We start from the raw sequence: 16,233 nt of genomic DNA on the forward strand, positions 1-16,233 counted from the left end.
AATCCCCTGTAGAATACAGAAAATCAGTTGCCCAATTAAAGAGTTAGAAAGCTGCTTTTATTTATTTGTTCAAAATAATAGTTGCAGTTCCCAATGTGGCTGCTTTTTTATTATGGATTATTAGTAAGAATATTAATTACGTAGAAGATGATGATACCGATGATTAGTGGTTTGTTGGTAAAAAAGAATTTGGAAATTCCTGATAACCATGATTGGAAATAATTGTTTCGATCAATGTGATTAATGATATTGTTGACTACCATTGTGAATTCAAATGCTAACCAGATATATAGCAAGCCGACTAATAGGTTAAGAGAAGCTGACCAGTATAGTCCAGCTAATACTCCTAGAATTGTTGAAGCTAAATGAGTAGATGCGGATAGTAAATAAAAAGTGTAGACAATGATGGTCACGATTTTATTTGTAAACAGTGAAGCGATGGTGTAGTAGAGAAAGAACATAACGATTGGTAGTAGACCGTGGTAAAGAGACGCTAGGTTAAATGATATTCTTTCGTCTAATAGGATTGGAAATATGTAAGTGTTAAAGAATGTGAAAAGGACCAAAATTACGCCACCGTAAATTAGAATGCTCTTTTTGAATGCTTGGTTATTCATTAAACTTGCTCCTCGTTGACTTATTTTTGATAATTATAATACAAAGGATTTCTTAATCAATACAATCATAAATAAAAATGTTATGATTTGATTAATTAATCTAAATGATTTTTAGGCGCTAAATTCATGAAGGAAAGGGGATGCTTGAATGCATTTAGAACCACTAAGTTGGAACGACATCTTCGAGCTAGCAAGTGCGATTGGAACATTTATCACCGCATACATTGCGTTGTATTTGAATCGCCGCCAGCCCCCAATGAGAATCAGAGTCGATCGTTCATCCGTTAATGGTCAGGGAGTCTTCATCTACTTCTTGGATGAAAAGTTAAACACTAGTGGCTTTATTAAGTTAAACCGCATCTATATGACACTACATGGTGAGGAGTTGGCTCACAGTGTGAACTTGGATTTGTTTAGGGAAGGATTAACGAGGTGGCGTCCGATTTCCAACGACTATATCGTTACAATTTCAATCAAACGTAGCAGTGATGACGAACAATTGAACCGTATCATTGCCGAGGCCTTCTCGATTGCCAAACACGAACATGATGACATTTCCCACAACGATATCTCAAAAAAGGATTTCCAACTGGGATTCGAATTTATGGTTAACGATCCGAGGGTCCATTTGAATCCGGTTGAGTTTAACTTGAAGAAGCTAGAAGAATCTAGCGTAATCGATATGAATAAAATTAAGGAATTTATGCACTAAAAAATGCATGTAGATAAAAATTATCTGCATGCATTTTTTTATTTGTTCAAAATCATTTTAATGTGTGGAGTTTGGTGGAACTCGTATACATCACCAACTGATTTGAAACCAAACTTGGCATAAAAGCCTTCTTTATCATCTTGTGAATCGATTTCAACTCTTGGATGATCGAAGTGTTCGTCGATTTCCTTTAATACACGTTCAATTAATTGCTTGCCCAATCCTTTGCCACGAGCGGCAGGGGTGGTAAGTACTCTGCCAAATGAAGTGTGGTCTTCCCCATGAAAGACCCTGGCATAGGCTAGTAGTTGCCCATCTTCTTCAGCCCAGATATGTAGTGCTTTTTTGTCGACATCATCGACTTCTTGGTAAGGACGTTTTTGTTCCACCACAAAGGTTTGAACACGAGCAAAGTAGATGGCCCATAGTTCATCACGTGTGATTTCATCAAATGTTTTTACTTTCCATTCCATGACACAACCTCCTAGATTGATTATTTTTATTCTACTATTTTTTATATTGAAAGTGTAAGATTTTGCAGTTTTATGCCAAAAAAGGCGCGGTGTTATTTTTGCGAATCGATGCTATTTTTTTAATCGTTCAAGGGCCCTTGATCAATACGCAAAAGGATTGATTAAGATGAATAATTTAGATGCCGGTTTTGATTTCTTAATGAAAGAAAACCATGTAGGCATTGTCTATGGAGTGTTAAAACGATTATACATTAGAGTTGATAACCCACAATTTGATGACCTAAAGCAGGAGGGCTTTATCCACCTGGCAACAAAATACAGTCAATATAATGACGAACTAGATGACAATCGGGTTTGCGGCTACCTATTTCAGGCGGTCTATTGGCACCTGCTAGATATTTTAAGAAAGCAGCAACGTACCAACGATCACGTTATTAATGTCGAATCTGAAGTAGATGGTGATGGCTTTTCACCACATGATGAGATTGACGGCATTGATTTGTTGAACCAACTTTGGCTGCACTGTACCACTAACCAAAGAAAGTTTTTATGCTGTGCCTATAACGAATCGATGACCGTTACCGATATTGCCAGAAAGTATCACGTTAGTCGAAAGACGGTCTATCAATGGAAGAAGGGCGTCCAAGAAGAATTTTACAAATTGGGGTAACACTTTTTTAGGTCGGCACGTTATTAATAGTGTAAGGGTTGGCGCTAATCACTTATGAAAATTGGAAAAAGAGGTAAATCACAATGGAAAAGAAATGGAACAAGTCAAAGATTACAGTTAATACTTTAGGAAGCGACAAGGTTATGAGAAAACGTAACATTGCCAACGCAATTCAAGAAGTATCACCTGAACAAATGGCTCAACTAACCGCAATTGTTGCCGAATTAACCGGTGGTAAAGTCGATGGAGTAACACTAGTACAAGAAAGTAACTACTTGGGCTAATTTTAATTGGAGGACAAATTAATGAAAAAACTAGAATTAACATTTAAGAGCGAAAACGGTAAGAACAAGAACTTAGGTTTTAACTATGTAGAAGGTGATCTAAGTGCTGATAAGGTAATGCCAGCCATGCAACGCCTATCAGAATTAAACCTATTCCGTGACAAGGACGGTAGCTTATACCAAGAACCAGTGGCAGCTAAAATCATTGATACCACAAATCAAGTTTTATTCGACAAACGAATCAAGACTGACAATTCTGCTAAGTAATAAAAAAAGTCGTGTTGCATTATGCAACACGGCTTTTTATTTTAGGTATCCATCTGGATAATTTGATTCGATAAATTCACGAATGCATGACACCATCTTTTGTGCAGCAGGCGTCTTCATTTGAACTGAGTTCATTACCATAAAGATTGAACGGTAGAAATCATCATCAAATGGGTATAGTGAAACGTCACCGTTAATTCTTTGGAACGCTAACTTAGGTAGAATTCCCATACCAAGACCTGATTCAACCATTGCAATGATTGATTGGTCATCGATACTGAATTGAATTGAGTTAGGAGCAACGTTGTATTGATCTAACACTGCTTTGGTATCACCATCGTAATCTGATTTTTGTAGAATGAAGTGTTGGTTTTCAACATCCTTTTTGGTAATTGACTTACCATTAGCTGGAACGAAGTCCTTAGGGGTAATGCAGTAAATCTTGTCCTTTACCAATAGGGCCTTTACTAATCTTTCATTGATTGGCTGACATGTGAAACCAAGGTCGATTTTACCTTGGCGCGCCTGGAGGGTGATGTCGTTAAAGTCACTTTGAATCAGCTCAACTTTGACGTTGGGAAATTGACTATGAAAGTTATGTATAATCGTTGGCAACCAGTTGATGCAGACACTACTAAAAGCACCTAGTCTAACTGTTCCAGAAGTTAGTCCTTTGATTTTATTGGCTTCTTGTTGAAGACGTTCTTCATTATTTAAGATATCTTGAATAATTGGAAGAACATCCTTACCATCTTCGGTTAACTTAACTCCTGATCTATCACGGATAAGTAGTGAGAAACCAAGTTGTTTTTCTAGTTTATCGATTGAATGAGAAATTGCAGAAGGTGTTACTTCTAACTTTTGAGCTGCGTGGTGAAAACTCTCTTCGCTAACTACGGTTACAAAAGCTTGGTATGAAAAAGAAATCATGTACATCATCCTCTCGTCTACAATAAAAAACTTATTGTTTTAGATTATATATGTTTTTGTCAAAATATGTAACAACCATTTGAAAAAAATTATGTAAACTATCGAAATAAATTCGAATAGAATAAAAGACGCTATCAAAATGATAGCGTCTTTTTTATTATGGATACCAAAAACCAAACGCTTCTTGTGACCAACGATGATATCTGCGAGCATCCATGTTATTTACGCATTTGATAATATATTCCAGCGGCTTCGGCCGTGAACTGGTAATGATTGCTAGCATGTAGTGCATATCATTGGCACAGTAGATTTTATCTAGTGCCTTATTGCAGGGGTAATAATGTTTATCTCCGACATATTTGATAAGCTTATTTTGGATTTTTTGACGTAGCTTGCGACGGAGATGCTGATTGGCCTGCTCGAACTTGGCATCCAATTTTAGTCCTCTATATAACTGACGCAAATAAATTCCTCCTTTCAAATATCTATATAAGATAGTAGAAGAGTTCGTAGCTCAAATAGCGAAGGAGACGATATCAGTCTCTTTGCATGATATCAATCAATACGTTTAATAGGTCTGAATTATTACGATATTTATCAGTTAGGATTAGTAGGTAGTTAACAACCTCGAAGTTATTTTGTTTACTAAGAAGTTGTTCAAACTGTGGGTATTTTTCATCGTCGCCGAATTTTTTAGCGATAATTTGCTTTAGATAACTAGCAAAATAGTTCCGTAATCTAAGTTGTGCCAAAAGGTGTGTACTTGGATTGTTCGAACTAAATGTTTCTGTCATTGGCAATACCTCCACTAATCTTTTTACTTTACTTTAATATTTTTTGGATTAAATGTCTAAAGTATGGCACTGATTTTAAAATTATTTAATAAAACACGACAATTTATTAATGAAATAGTTAAAAAGTTAAAATGTGTTATAATCTAGATTATAAAATTATTGGAGGAATCAAAATGCAATCATTTTTAAAGAAGACAGTCTATGCTGGACTAACTCTTTTTGCATTAGGTTCATTAGCAGCAGTTAACACAACCACTGCTAATGCCAAGAAACACGTCACTACTAAACGTGTTGCCAAAAAGGTAAAAACAGGGAAGCACACAAAAAAACAAACTAAAGTAACTGTCACATACTACAAAGTTCATTTCGCAGAAAATGCTGCATATGCTAAATCAAACGGGGTCGTTAGTATCATGAACAAACCCGGTAAACTGGGTAATGCTAAGGTTGTTGCCGATAAAGCAACAATGCGTCGTTTAGCAAAATCGAAACTACCTGAAAACGTATTCTATGTATATGGAATGGCTAAGACTAACACCGGTCTATACTACGCTCACGTTGTCACTTTAGGTGGTAAGTACCGTGGTTGGATCTACGTTGGTAGAAATGACTTCCAATATAACCTAGATAGCATTACTAAAAACACTGGAATTTCAGCTACAAAAACATTAAAATACGGTGCAAACCCAAGCAACGTAAACGTTAAAATTCTAGACAATCTATGGACTTATCCTAAGTTCAGTCGTTACAACGCGCGTGTAGTTAGCCATAAGAAGGCTTCATATATCAACGATGATTTCGTTGTTGAATCAGCCGTATACAATACCCGTGGTTGGTTATACTACTACGTTCAAGACACCAAGAAGAAGAGTGTTAATGGTTGGATTTACAGCGGTAGCACTACTGCTCCTAATGCTAAGAAGGATACTAAGAAGACTTCTAACAAGAAGACTTCTGCTAAGACACCAACTGATAACAAGCAAACACAAACTAACCCAACTACCACAACACCAACACCAAGTACTTATAACCTAGTATTTAAATACAATGGTAACTTTGTAAGCACAAAGATTGTTAACTTATCAGATCTATCAGTAAACGGCACTCCTGTCGTAACTCCTGATTCAATCGCTAAGTTTATCCCAAGTAACTACCAAATCACTACTGATTCTAATGCTATCAATACTGATGGACCAATCGTTAATGGTGGAACTGCCATCATCAACCTAAATGCCGTTCCAGCAACTCGTTTAACAATTGCCATCAAACAAAAAGATACTGGTGTACTTTTGACTCCTTCATCTGATTTAGTAACTACTCTAAACGAAGCTGGTCAAGACTTATTGAATCAAAAACTAGTACTAAATGGTCAAAGTATTAATTCCGATGCCGTTAAGTCAATCTTAACTAACCGTAACTTACTAAGCATTGATCAATCAAAGCTATCAACTAGTGGTGCCGGTTCACTTCAATTCGTAGGTGTAGACACAACCGCAATTGATGCAAGTAACCCAACAGTTACTCTTTACTACAAATAAGAGATAAAAAAGCTTCCCAAAAAGGGGGGGGGCTTTTTTACTTTTATTTAATTTTCAGTGAATATTATACTAATATGTATTATTATTATTAATGTATAAGATTAAAACGGAGTGATAAAATTTGAAAAAGTTCTTAGTTTTCTTGTCATTGATAACTGTACTTTTAATGTTTTTTTCAGTTTCTGGACAAGCTGTCAATGCACAAACCTACGTATATGTTACAAGAACTGGTAAAAGATACTACTATAATCGAAATGATTGGGGCTTAAAACGGGCGCACCAAGTTTATCGTGTGACCTTAAGTCAGGCTCAATCACGTGGTCTTACTTTGGCCAAGGACGAAAGCACCAATCGTACTGTCGTTACTAAGGTAACAGCCAAAAAGGCTAGAAAGATACATAAACAAGCAGTTAGTCATAGTGGCAAGACTAAGATTGCTAACAATCAAATTGTGATTCTAAATGGTAATAATCCTGCCTTTAGTAAGTCCGACATGTCACTAAAGCATGGTGCATGGGCAAGATACGGTAGCTTGGATAAGCTCAATCGTTCAACCACTGCGAATGCAATGTTAAACTATTCATTGATGCCAAAGGTTAAAAGAGAACCTTTATATGTTGATCCTACGGGTTGGCATAACAAAAGAGATGGCGGAACATGGTTATATAATAGAAGTCATCTAATCGGCTATCAGTTTACAGGTCAAAATAATAACTTACGTAATCTGATGACAGGAACGCGTTCATTAAATGATCCTGCGATGAGTACGTTTGAAAATAAGGTTGCATACTATCTACGCAGTAATCACCATCACTACGTTAGATATCAAATTAAACCGGTGTTTAAGAAGAACAACCTCTTAGCGTCTGGTGTGATTATGCGTGCCCAATCGGTTGGGAGTAACGCAATTTCGTTTAATGTTTACATTAAAAATATTCAAGAGGGATTCAAACTGAACTACGCAAATGGAACTAGCGTAGCTGAATAATGAGGAGAATTAATGATGGAAAAATTAAAGCAGTTTTTAAAATGGTTAACACCATTTATTATCTTTTTAGTTTTAGCGTTATTAGTCGTTGCGATTCCACTAGTTAAGAAGCAAACATTCTTGGGATCAGATTCACTATTTCACTTTAACCGTTTCTACGATGCCGCAATGCAATTAAAGAACCATAAGATTAGTTATTTCCAAACTAATTATGGTTTCTTAGGTACAGGTAGAATGCTAAGTACCTTGTATGGACCAGTCGCAGCCTACGTAGGTGGTTTTCTACTATTATTAGCTGGAACCTGGTTTAAGTTCGAAATTTTAACCGATTTAATTGTGTTAATTGTTTCAGCTCTTGGAATGTACAAGCTATGTCGTGTTAACAACGTTGATAAGTACCCAGCTATTTTCATGGGCTTTATTTACATGTACTCTTCATTGGTAATGCAATGGGTTACTGCCCAACAATTTACCGGAGTAGGGGCCATGTTTGTGCCATTTGTCATGATTTATGCTACCCAAATGGTGAGAAAAAATGACGTCTCATTCTTCGGATTCGCATTCGTAATGAGTTTATTGATTGAAACCCACTTGATGAGTGCAATGATTGCCTCGCTTGGCATTATTCCATTCTTTGTTGTAGGGATGATTAACGCAGTAGATAAAAAACAACGTGTGCGTATGCTACTACATACAATTTATGCGGCGTTGATTACAATGGTTTTAACGATTAATGTTTGGTACAACTTAATCTACATTTCATCAACCAACCATTTACTTTCAGTCTACCCTGTAACCCACGTTCGTACCTATGGATATAACTTTAATGTTCAATCATTAGTGAACATTATGAAACCGACCGAGTTTATTTTATTCGTTTTTGTATTATACTTTGTTATTAGAAGATTCAAACAAGTCGATATCTTAACTAAGACAACTGCACTAACTGGATTTTGCTTCTTATTTATGGCTTGGAGTCACTTCCCATGGGGAGTTCTTCAATATCTTATTCCACAGTTATCATACACACTTCAATTTCCAAAACGTTTCTTGGTAATTGCGTTTGTATGCCTATTAGTAACTTTCGGTCGAATTTTAACCTATGAAATTAGAAATAATACTCATAAGAGTAACTATGTTGTCGTAGCAACAATCTTATTATTGATTCTTGGTAGTACCGGATTGGACTTTTATGCCATCCACCAACGTAGTATTAACTATGTGAACCTAAATACTAAGCGTCACAAAAATAATAAGAACGACAACTCACTTTATTACTATGTAAGAAAACACCATAGAACAATTCAAAAGGACACCCAAAGCCACAATCTTTCATACTTGCTAGAAGATATTATTAAGGCGACTCCTGACTATGTTCCTTCTTATAAACAAATTACGGGACATATTGAATACAGTAATCTAGATCCGTACAGATTGTATTACAATGATTACATTGCAAGAAACCATGATAAGAAGGTTCATTTCAAACACATTGTAAGAAAAGATGGATCACTAAGTATTAAGTTTAAACTAAAGAAAGCACAAGAAATTCAAGTTCCATTGGTTAAGTATGCCCAAACACAAGTAACGGTTAATGGAACCGTCAAGAATGTGAAGACAACTAAACTAGGAGCAATAATCGTCTCAGCCAAGAAGGGTAATAATAGAGTAAACATCAAGTATGTAACTTCATTTACTACTCGTTTGATGATGGTACTAACATGGATTAGTTGGATTTTGTTTGGAATTTTTGCATTAACAAAAATTAGACGCAACAAGTAGGCCGAATGGGCCTTTTGTTGCTTTAGAGGAAATGAATAATTTCCGATTACTGGAGGGATAGTTTTGGAACAACTGAGAAATGCGGCTAAAAAAGTTCATGAAAGCCGCTTTTTCCCGCTGCTCGTGTTTGGATTATTGGGGTTGATTGCTCTTAGCGGTTTGATTTTAAATAATACGTTAATTTTGAGCTACGATACGATTTTTCACTTTAACCGCTTTTATGACACTGCTGAGCAAATCAGAAATGGAAGTTATAATTACTTCCAAATGAACTACGGTTTCTTACAAACAGGAAGAATTGTCAATGCCTTGTATGGACCGGTAGTGGCCTACATTGGTGGCTTTGTCCTGTTGCTAAGTTACAACTGGATTGTATTTGAAATTGTAAGCTCAATGCTAGTGATGTTAATCGCTGCATTTTCAATGTATTGGTTATGTAAGGTTAACGGCGTTAGTCGTGATTACTCCATTTTGATGGGTTCACTTTACATGGTTGGATCATCAGTGTTTCTATGGGTAACCACTCAACAATTTACCGGAGTTGGAGCTGCGGTAATGCCATTGTTTTTCATTGGAATTACTTTAATGTTACAAAAATTAAGGATTCCAGTACTAGGGGTATCCGTGGGAATGGCAGTCCTAATTCAAACCCACGTGGTTTCCAGTTTGATTGCCTTTGGTGCTGCGCTTCCAATCATCATCGTTTCTTTAGTACTAACCAAGGAAAAGTGGAAGATGATTAAGGATGGGTTAATCGCAATTGTGTTAACACTTGCATTAACCTTTAACGTTTGGGGAGTTATGATTTCAATCTTTAGACATAATTTCTTGATTCCAACATTCCCCGAAACTAGCATGCAACTATTCACGGTTTCGCTACATGGTGAATCAATCCAAAGTGTTGTTAAGCCAATGGAACTATTGATATTCTTGTATGTTATCTATTATGTGATTACGAGATGGAAGAAGTTAAACTACGTTGTTAGAACATTGGGTTCAGTTGGTTTTGCTTTCTTGGTTTTATCAACGAATATCGTTCCTTGGACTCGTTTACAAGTTGAATTTCCAAAGCTAACCACATTGGTGCAATTTCCAAAGCGTTTTGCAGTGGTTCCATTCATCCTATTCTTCTTATTACTAGGGATGATTTTAACCAACGACAAGCATGCCTTGACGTTAAAACCATTGCACTACCCAAGTCGCGCATTCACTTATGCAATGCTCTTCTTTGTTTTTGCATTAAACATGGAATTAAACTTCCAAGCAATTAACCTAGGAGTGTCTCAAACCATTGCGATGAAACAAAACAATGATTCTGTAATCCCGGTTAACCATGCTTTTAGCTACAACAAGAGAAATAATCGTACTTACTTACAAGATTTAGAAAGTACAAATAAATCATACTTTATCAACGATATCCTAAAGACAACGCCTGATTACTTACCAACCACTGAGGCAGTCAATGAGGATAATTATGCTAATGTGCATCCATACCTAAATAACCACCGTCAGTTGATTAAACACAACTTCAAAATTAAGGGTGGTTACACCAAGAAGGTGAACAAGGATGGATCATTGACCGTCACATGGTATAACCATCACTCAAAGACTAGACGCTTCAGAGTAACCGTCGTTAAGTACTCAGCCACTAAGTTAGTTCTAAACGGTAAGAAGATTAAGCCAGCCCGCATCAGTCAGGTTGGTGCTGTCACCGTTAAGGCCAAACCAGGTAAAAATGTGTTAACAGTATCCTATCGTACTGGATTAGGAATGGATGTTATCTTCCTAGTTACCACACTTAGTTGGGTCGGCGTCTTCGGATATGTCATTGTCAGAAGATTTAAAAACAAAAAGAGTAACCAGTAATGGTTACTCTTTTTTATTTGCTAAATAATCCTCATACATGTACTTAGCGGTCTTTAAATAGATGTTGTGGTATATTTGGTCGTCGAATAAGATCGAGTTAGCACAGGACAAATTTGGATTGTTAAAACGACTCTGTTTGACGAAGTTGATACAACTAATACTCTTTTGGGTGTAGTAGATAATGAAGTTATGAATCATCATCAGGTCTTTGAATTTGTTTTGCAGATAGTAGCCACTGGCATTGATCTTGAGGTGCGTTTCTTTGCCATGCATGTACAGGTAGGAGAACTTATCAGTGGAATAGGGGATGCAATAGCTCAATAGGTTGGCGTTAAACCAGGAGTAGGACCGAGTCTTATGACTGGATGGCAATGGAATTAGTGATGCCTCGGTGGTTAAAATTGGAAACTTATTTTTGATATGCAGTTCCTCACAGATACTTCGATTGAAGTGTTTATGCAACATGCATTCCATTTGCAACTTCTTATTGATTAAAGCTGTGGTCGATGATTTCAGTAAGTAAAAGTTAAAACCATTTTCAATTACCATGGTCGCATAACGTTTGCTGCGGTCGTAAACATCCACCAGCATCAATAGGTTATGCCAGTTGATTTGTTTGAAATTAAAACGGTGGTTGACCAGACTAATCGGTAGTTTATCGACATCGACAAATGTGGTGCCATCCTTACTTTCAATCGCTTCGTTTTTCAAATTTGTTTCATTCATAAAAAAATCCTCTCGTGTGTTTTGCGTTTAACAAGCTAGCACGAGAGGATCTCTTAGGCGAATTATTTCGGCCGATTTAAGAAAATCTTAACTATTTTTGATGAAGTCACCTATGTAAAAGGCAAGTTTACGATAAGTATAGGCGTTAGGGTGGACGTGTTGATCTTGGTACATTTCCTTGTAGTTAAAGTCGGTGATGAATTCTGAATGATATTCACGCCAATCGATGAACGGAATTTGGAATGCTGAATAGACTTCAGTCAAACCATCTAGTAGTTCATTGAATGTGTAGTTAGAATATCTAACGACTTCAGCAGCATTCTTATCTTCGTCAAAACGAGTTAGTGGCAGCACGGCGTAAATCTTTGCTTCGTGGTGTTCACTAATCAGTTGGCGAACCAATCTAGTTAATTTGGAAATGATGCGGACTAATGGAACGTCTAAATGACCATAGTCGTTAGTCCCAATCATCAAGACGATGACGTCGTATTTCTTATCTTTGATTTTTTCAATTTCTTTTTCTAGTGTTTCATAGATGGTAGCACCATTAATCCCGTTGTTGCAGACACGGCAATTATAGTATTTGGCTAAGTATCGTGGATAGTTGTAGCGTAGGTTTACGGTTCCGTCGAATCCGCGGGTGACTGAGTCACCTAAGGCCACGACTGTTTTGTTTGTAAGATCCAATTTAATCAACTCCGATGAATATGTATATATTAACTAATATAATATCAAAAACTTAGTAAAAATTTAATTTTATATACTCGGAAATTTTTTTGGTATAATGGAGGTCCTTGGCAGGGGCACAAAAGCCGAAAAAAGACGCGGATATCCGCGCCTTTTTTTATTGACACAATTGCCATTTATGATATACTCATTTGTTAATAAATAAAATTAGGAGGGCACACAATGACACACAAAAGAATGATTGTTTTGGATATTGCTTCACTTGGTTTAGGCGAAGCTCCCGATGCTAATCGTTTTGACTCTATTGGTGCCGACACATTAGGCCATATCGCTGATAAGGGGCTAAATGTTTCTAATTTAATTAACCTAGGTCTTGGCAATGTTCGCTGGGACAACGAGATTAAATCAATTCCACAAGTTGACGCTCCTCGTGGCTTCTTTGGGAAAATGGTTACCACTGTTGATAGCAACAGGGGTAGTGCCTCATTTCGTGAGATGTTTGACTACACTGCCGGTGTCCGTACAGCTTCTGTAATGGACTTGTTGGCAGAAAAACAACATAGTGTTTCAATTATTTCAAGCTTTGCTTATTACTGGGAAAAGCAGGACGATATTTCTATGGTCCAAGTCCCTGATGATAGCAAAGCTTTTATTGAATTATCATCTAAAATGAGGACCCAAAAGAGCGGGTTAATTTACTGCCAGTTACCAGAACTACGACACTTCGCCAGAATGGATGACAGTGTTGGGTATGCTAAGCAATTAAATGTGTTGGATGAAACAATCGGTAAGGTCTTAGAACGACTAAGGGATAATGATTTACTACTGATCACATCCTCATATGCCATTGATCCAACCAGAGACAATCGAATTACGCGTGAATACTTACCACTAATTGTCTTCAATCCAAATAAGGATGAAGGTAAGTCATTAGGAATTAAGCGTTCATTAGGTGCGGTTGCTAACGCAATCGTTGCGTTCTTCGATTTAGATGATGGGGAAATTACTAAACCAAACTTTATCAACGAAGTTATGTAATTAAGCAATATTGAAAGGGGTGTTGCGCAACTAAAATAAGCTATTTGTCACTATATTTTTTTGTCGCAGAGAAAGGATTAGAATTTTTATGTATTTGTTAGTTAATATTTTAGGAATTATTGTTTTCCTAGGGATTGCATTTATTTTTTCAAAGAACAAGAAAGAAATTAAATGGCGTTCAGTAATTACTGTTTTAGTGTTAAACCTAGTAATCGCTTACTGTTTAACACAATTTTCATGGGGTCGTGCTGCTGTTGAAGCCGCTGCCAATGGTTTCTCAGCATTAGTTGAAGTGGCCTACCAAGGTATCGCTTTTGCTCTACCTAGTTGGGTTCACGTTAAGTCAATGGACTTTGTAACTTCAGCACTTCTACCAATTTTATTAATCGTTCCAGTGTTTGATATCTTAACTTACATTGGAATCCTACCTTGGATCATCAAATGGGTAGGTAAAGGTTTGGCATACATAACTGGCCAACCTAAGTTTGAATCATTCTTCGCTGTTGAAATGATGTTTTTAGGTAACACTGAAGCACTTGCTGTTTCAACTCTACAATTAAAACAAATCTCAGCAGTAAGAAATGTTGTCATTGCCATGATGTCAATGTCATGTGTGACTGCCTCAATTCTTGGCGCATACACTCAAATGGTTCCAGGTCAATACGTATTGACTGCCGTTCCATTGAACATCTTAAATGCTGTTATTGTAACTAGTATTTTAATGCCAACTTCAGTTAGCCCAGAAGAAGATACTATCGCTAAGTTAGGTAGTTCTTCACAAACTGCTGAAGTTGCCGTTGGTGAACATCCTGAAAACGCAGAAGAAGCTAAGAAAGAACCATTCTTCTCATTCTTGGGTGACTCAATCCTAGGTGCTGGTAAATTAATCTTAATCATTACTGCAAACGTTATCGCATTCGTTGCTTTAGCTGCATTAATCGATAAGATCTTAGGTGCAATCAATCCTAGTTTATCCCTAGAACACATCTTAGGAATCATCATGTTCCCATTCGCTTGGTTAATGGGTTCAGACGTGCATACTGCTTTTGATTTTGCACAAAACATGGGTACTAAGCTGGTAACTAACGAATTTGTTGTTATGGGTAAAGTATCATCACACATCGGTTCATACGCTCCTCACTACCGTGCACAATTAACTGTCTTCCTAACTTCATTTGCTAACCTTTCTACAGTAGGAATGATCATCGGTGCATTCAAGGGTATCGTTAACCGTGAAGTAAACAACGCTATTTCAAAGAGTGTAGGTTACATGATTCTATCAGGAATTTTAGTTTCACTACTATCTGCAGGAATCGTTGGTCTATTTGTATGGTAAAATAGAAATATAATATATATATAGATTAAGGATTTTGTTTAATGAGTAATAAGTTGAACAAAACGTTAAAAAAAGAGACAGCCGCGCTGTCTCTTTTAGACGTTTTAAGGGATAAAGAAATTTTTAAGACAGAGGTCTTGGGTGGAATTACCGGATTCTTTGCTATCTCATATATCTTGGTGGTTAATCCGATGATATTGGCGGATGCGGGGATGGATGTTCACCAGACAGTCTTTGCGACAATTATTAGTTCTGTAATCGGTTGTTTTATCATGGGATTCTATGCTAACTCCCCAGTAGTGATTACTCCCGGAATGGGTGTTAATGCGTTTTTTACCTACACGATGGTGTTAAACATGGGATTGTCATATCAAGAAGCATTGACGGTTTCATTGTTATCAACAATTGCGTTTGCATTAATCGCATTCAGCCGATTTACGGACATCTTGCAGGATGGCATTCCTGATTCATTGAAGTCAGCAATCACCGCCGGCATTGGTTTATTTTTAGTTGAGATTGGTCTGCAGAAGGCCGATTTGATTCAACAAGGGAAGAATTCATTATTAACGATTGGATCATTTAAGAATCCATCGTTGCTACTAGCCATTTTTGGCTTGATTCTAACAATTGTTTTATATATTAAGAAAGTGAAGGGAAACTTCTTCATCGGAATTGTGATTAGTACGATTGTCGGAATCGTCTTCCACATTCATGACAGTGGGGTTAAGACCACCCACTTGATTGATATCTTACAATATCACAAATCGTTGTTTGACTTTAGTTTTAAAAACGTCTGGACTACACCGTTTATCATGGCATCATTTTCGATGACGATGATTTTGGTGTTTGAATCGATGGGGTTAAACGCCGGAATTTTACCGGACATGAAGAAGTTCAAGAAGACTTTTAGAACTGTTTCGATTACCGGAATCATTTCTAGTATCTTAGGAACTAGTCCTACCGTATCGGCTGCTGAAAGTGTGGCTGGTTTTCAACTAGGTGCTAGAACCGGTATCATGTCGATTACCGCTGGTATTATGTTCTTACTTTCAACATTTTTTATTAGTTTTTTAGATTTGGTACCTCAAGCAGCAATTGCACCGGTTATCATTATTACGGGTGCATTAATGTTATCCAATTTAAAGGCCATTGATATGGATGACTTTGCTGAGTGGTTCCCAGCATTTTTAATCGTGGTATTGATTCCGTTGACTGGAAGTATCTCAATTGGATTGGCATTTGGGTTTGTCGCTTATCCAATCGTGAAAATCTTTAACGGGCAAATCAAATCAATTAGTACAATTAACTATATTTTAAGCGGCTTGTTTTTAATCAATTTGATAATGACAGCAATGCTATAGGAAAGGCGATCGAATGATCGTCTTTTTATATGTATTTTTTTGATAATCTAGTGACGAATTAGCCTAATTTTGGTTATAATGGAAAAGTATATGTTTCATGATTGTAAAAAAGATTAATATCAGTTAGAGTATAGATAGATGTGAAACAATCATGTTTCACAATA

At 36.7% G+C, this 16,233-nt stretch carries 18 protein-coding genes; 11 read left to right on the forward strand and 7 right to left on the reverse strand.

Translation table 11 applies throughout. From position 1 onward, the window contains the following. Positions 1-110: 110 nt before the first annotated feature. A complete protein-coding gene (locus RZ78_RS01255) occupies positions 111-617 on the reverse strand; it encodes a hypothetical protein (protein ID WP_054607880.1) in 507 nt (168 codons plus the stop codon). Positions 618-765: 148 nt separating this feature from the next. Between RZ78_RS01255 and RZ78_RS01260 the strand changes: the two genes are divergently transcribed. Continuing rightward, positions 766-1,329, forward strand: coding sequence for a hypothetical protein (locus RZ78_RS01260; protein WP_053792426.1), 564 nt, complete (start codon positions 766-768; stop codon positions 1,327-1,329). A gap of 38 nt (positions 1,330-1,367) precedes the next feature. On the opposite strand, the gene RZ78_RS01265 is transcribed toward RZ78_RS01260, so the two are convergent. Further along, on the reverse strand, positions 1,368-1,802 hold the full coding sequence (locus tag RZ78_RS01265) for a GNAT family N-acetyltransferase (RefSeq protein ID WP_054607881.1): 435 nt from the start codon (positions 1,800-1,802) through the stop codon (positions 1,368-1,370). A 166-nt stretch (positions 1,803-1,968) separates the two neighbouring features. On the opposite strand from RZ78_RS01265, the gene RZ78_RS01270 reads away from it, so the two are divergent. The 3 genes from RZ78_RS01270 (at position 1,969) to RZ78_RS01280 (ending at position 3,023) form a co-directional block, all read left to right on the forward strand. Beyond that, a complete protein-coding gene (locus RZ78_RS01270; RefSeq protein WP_054607882.1) occupies positions 1,969-2,472 on the forward strand; it encodes a sigma-70 family RNA polymerase sigma factor in 504 nt (167 codons plus the stop codon). 83 nt (positions 2,473-2,555) lie between these two features. Beyond that, positions 2,556-2,756, forward strand: coding sequence for a hypothetical protein (locus tag RZ78_RS01275; RefSeq protein WP_054607883.1), 201 nt, complete (start codon positions 2,556-2,558; stop codon positions 2,754-2,756). Positions 2,757-2,777: 21 nt separating this feature from the next. Then, positions 2,778-3,023, forward strand: a complete 246-nt coding sequence (locus RZ78_RS01280) for a DUF2922 domain-containing protein (RefSeq protein ID WP_054607884.1) — start codon at positions 2,778-2,780, stop codon at positions 3,021-3,023. A 36-nt stretch (positions 3,024-3,059) separates the two neighbouring features. On the opposite strand, the gene RZ78_RS01285 is transcribed toward RZ78_RS01280, so the two are convergent. The 3 genes from RZ78_RS01285 to RZ78_RS01295 all read right to left on the reverse strand — a co-directional run bounded on the left by RZ78_RS01285 (position 3,060) and on the right by RZ78_RS01295 (position 4,747). Then, positions 3,060-3,953, reverse strand: coding sequence for a LysR family transcriptional regulator (locus RZ78_RS01285; RefSeq protein WP_034531417.1), 894 nt, complete (start codon positions 3,951-3,953; stop codon positions 3,060-3,062). A 157-nt stretch (positions 3,954-4,110) separates the two neighbouring features. Beyond that, positions 4,111-4,416 (reverse strand): hypothetical protein, encoded by a 306-nt coding sequence (locus tag RZ78_RS01290; protein WP_054607885.1) that lies wholly within the window; start codon positions 4,414-4,416, stop codon positions 4,111-4,113. A 73-nt stretch (positions 4,417-4,489) separates the two neighbouring features. Next, positions 4,490-4,747, reverse strand: a complete 258-nt coding sequence (locus RZ78_RS01295; RefSeq protein WP_054607886.1) for a hypothetical protein — start codon at positions 4,745-4,747, stop codon at positions 4,490-4,492. Between the two features lie 173 nt (positions 4,748-4,920). On the opposite strand from RZ78_RS01295, the gene RZ78_RS01300 reads away from it, so the two are divergent. The 4 genes from RZ78_RS01300 to RZ78_RS01315 all read left to right on the forward strand — a co-directional run bounded on the left by RZ78_RS01300 (position 4,921) and on the right by RZ78_RS01315 (position 10,921). Then, complete coding sequence (locus tag RZ78_RS01300; protein WP_054607887.1) at positions 4,921-6,285, forward strand: hypothetical protein; 1,365 nt, start codon at positions 4,921-4,923, stop codon at positions 6,283-6,285. Between the two features lie 121 nt (positions 6,286-6,406). Further along, the gene (locus RZ78_RS01305) at positions 6,407-7,273 is read left to right on the forward strand and encodes a DNA/RNA non-specific endonuclease (protein ID WP_237756970.1); all 867 of its coding nucleotides are present in this window, start codon (positions 6,407-6,409) and stop codon (positions 7,271-7,273) included. A gap of 15 nt (positions 7,274-7,288) precedes the next feature. Continuing rightward, positions 7,289-9,055: a hypothetical protein gene (locus tag RZ78_RS01310; RefSeq protein ID WP_054607888.1), complete on the forward strand. Its 1,767-nt coding sequence runs from the start codon at positions 7,289-7,291 to the stop codon at positions 9,053-9,055. Between the two features lie 183 nt (positions 9,056-9,238). Continuing rightward, complete coding sequence (locus tag RZ78_RS01315; protein WP_191978824.1) at positions 9,239-10,921, forward strand: hypothetical protein; 1,683 nt, start codon at positions 9,239-9,241, stop codon at positions 10,919-10,921. Between the two features lie 3 nt (positions 10,922-10,924). On the opposite strand, the gene RZ78_RS01320 is transcribed toward RZ78_RS01315, so the two are convergent. Beyond that, positions 10,925-11,647 carry a hypothetical protein gene (locus RZ78_RS01320; protein WP_054607890.1) on the reverse strand — a complete coding sequence of 241 codons (723 nt, stop codon included), beginning with the start codon at positions 11,645-11,647 and terminating at the stop codon, positions 10,925-10,927. 87 nt (positions 11,648-11,734) lie between these two features. Next, positions 11,735-12,334 (reverse strand): SGNH/GDSL hydrolase family protein, encoded by a 600-nt coding sequence (locus RZ78_RS01325; protein WP_054607891.1) that lies wholly within the window; start codon positions 12,332-12,334, stop codon positions 11,735-11,737. A gap of 222 nt (positions 12,335-12,556) precedes the next feature. Between RZ78_RS01325 and RZ78_RS01330 the strand changes: the two genes are divergently transcribed. The 3 genes from RZ78_RS01330 to RZ78_RS01340 all read left to right on the forward strand — a co-directional run bounded on the left by RZ78_RS01330 (position 12,557) and on the right by RZ78_RS01340 (position 16,069). Further along, complete coding sequence (locus RZ78_RS01330) at positions 12,557-13,372, forward strand: hypothetical protein (protein ID WP_053791469.1); 816 nt, start codon at positions 12,557-12,559, stop codon at positions 13,370-13,372. 88 nt (positions 13,373-13,460) lie between these two features. Then, positions 13,461-14,708 (forward strand): NupC/NupG family nucleoside CNT transporter, encoded by a 1,248-nt coding sequence (locus RZ78_RS01335; RefSeq protein WP_053791470.1) that lies wholly within the window; start codon positions 13,461-13,463, stop codon positions 14,706-14,708. Positions 14,709-14,761: 53 nt separating this feature from the next. Then, complete coding sequence (locus RZ78_RS01340) at positions 14,762-16,069, forward strand: NCS2 family permease (protein ID WP_054607905.1); 1,308 nt, start codon at positions 14,762-14,764, stop codon at positions 16,067-16,069. The last annotated feature ends 164 nt before the right edge of the window (positions 16,070-16,233 follow it).

It is taken from the genome of Apilactobacillus kunkeei, assembly GCF_001308195.1.
Taxonomy (GTDB): Bacteria; Bacillota; Bacilli; order Lactobacillales; family Lactobacillaceae; genus Apilactobacillus; species Apilactobacillus kunkeei_C.

What these genes read in the sequence shown, in the direction of transcription:
- RZ78_RS01285 (WP_034531417.1), bottom strand. Translation starts at nt 3,953, where the DNA reads ATGATTTCTTTTTCATACCAAGCTTTTGTAACCGTAGTTAGCGAAGAG.
- RZ78_RS01335 (WP_053791470.1), top strand. Translation starts at nt 13,461, where the DNA reads ATGTATTTGTTAGTTAATATTTTAGGAATTATTGTTTTCCTAGGGATT.
- RZ78_RS01255 (WP_054607880.1), bottom strand. Translation starts at nt 617, where the DNA reads ATGAATAACCAAGCATTCAAAAAGAGCATTCTAATTTACGGTGGCGTA.
- RZ78_RS01270 (WP_054607882.1), top strand. Translation starts at nt 1,969, where the DNA reads ATGAATAATTTAGATGCCGGTTTTGATTTCTTAATGAAAGAAAACCAT.
- RZ78_RS01260 (WP_053792426.1), top strand. Translation starts at nt 766, where the DNA reads ATGCATTTAGAACCACTAAGTTGGAACGACATCTTCGAGCTAGCAAGT.
- RZ78_RS01310 (WP_054607888.1), top strand. Translation starts at nt 7,289, where the DNA reads ATGGAAAAATTAAAGCAGTTTTTAAAATGGTTAACACCATTTATTATC.
- RZ78_RS01265 (WP_054607881.1), bottom strand. Translation starts at nt 1,802, where the DNA reads ATGGAATGGAAAGTAAAAACATTTGATGAAATCACACGTGATGAACTA.
- RZ78_RS01295 (WP_054607886.1), bottom strand. Translation starts at nt 4,747, where the DNA reads ATGACAGAAACATTTAGTTCGAACAATCCAAGTACACACCTTTTGGCA.
- RZ78_RS01300 (WP_054607887.1), top strand. Translation starts at nt 4,921, where the DNA reads ATGCAATCATTTTTAAAGAAGACAGTCTATGCTGGACTAACTCTTTTT.
- RZ78_RS01280 (WP_054607884.1), top strand. Translation starts at nt 2,778, where the DNA reads ATGAAAAAACTAGAATTAACATTTAAGAGCGAAAACGGTAAGAACAAG.
- RZ78_RS01320 (WP_054607890.1), bottom strand. Translation starts at nt 11,647, where the DNA reads ATGAATGAAACAAATTTGAAAAACGAAGCGATTGAAAGTAAGGATGGC.
- RZ78_RS01330 (WP_053791469.1), top strand. Translation starts at nt 12,557, where the DNA reads ATGACACACAAAAGAATGATTGTTTTGGATATTGCTTCACTTGGTTTA.
- RZ78_RS01275 (WP_054607883.1), top strand. Translation starts at nt 2,556, where the DNA reads ATGGAAAAGAAATGGAACAAGTCAAAGATTACAGTTAATACTTTAGGA.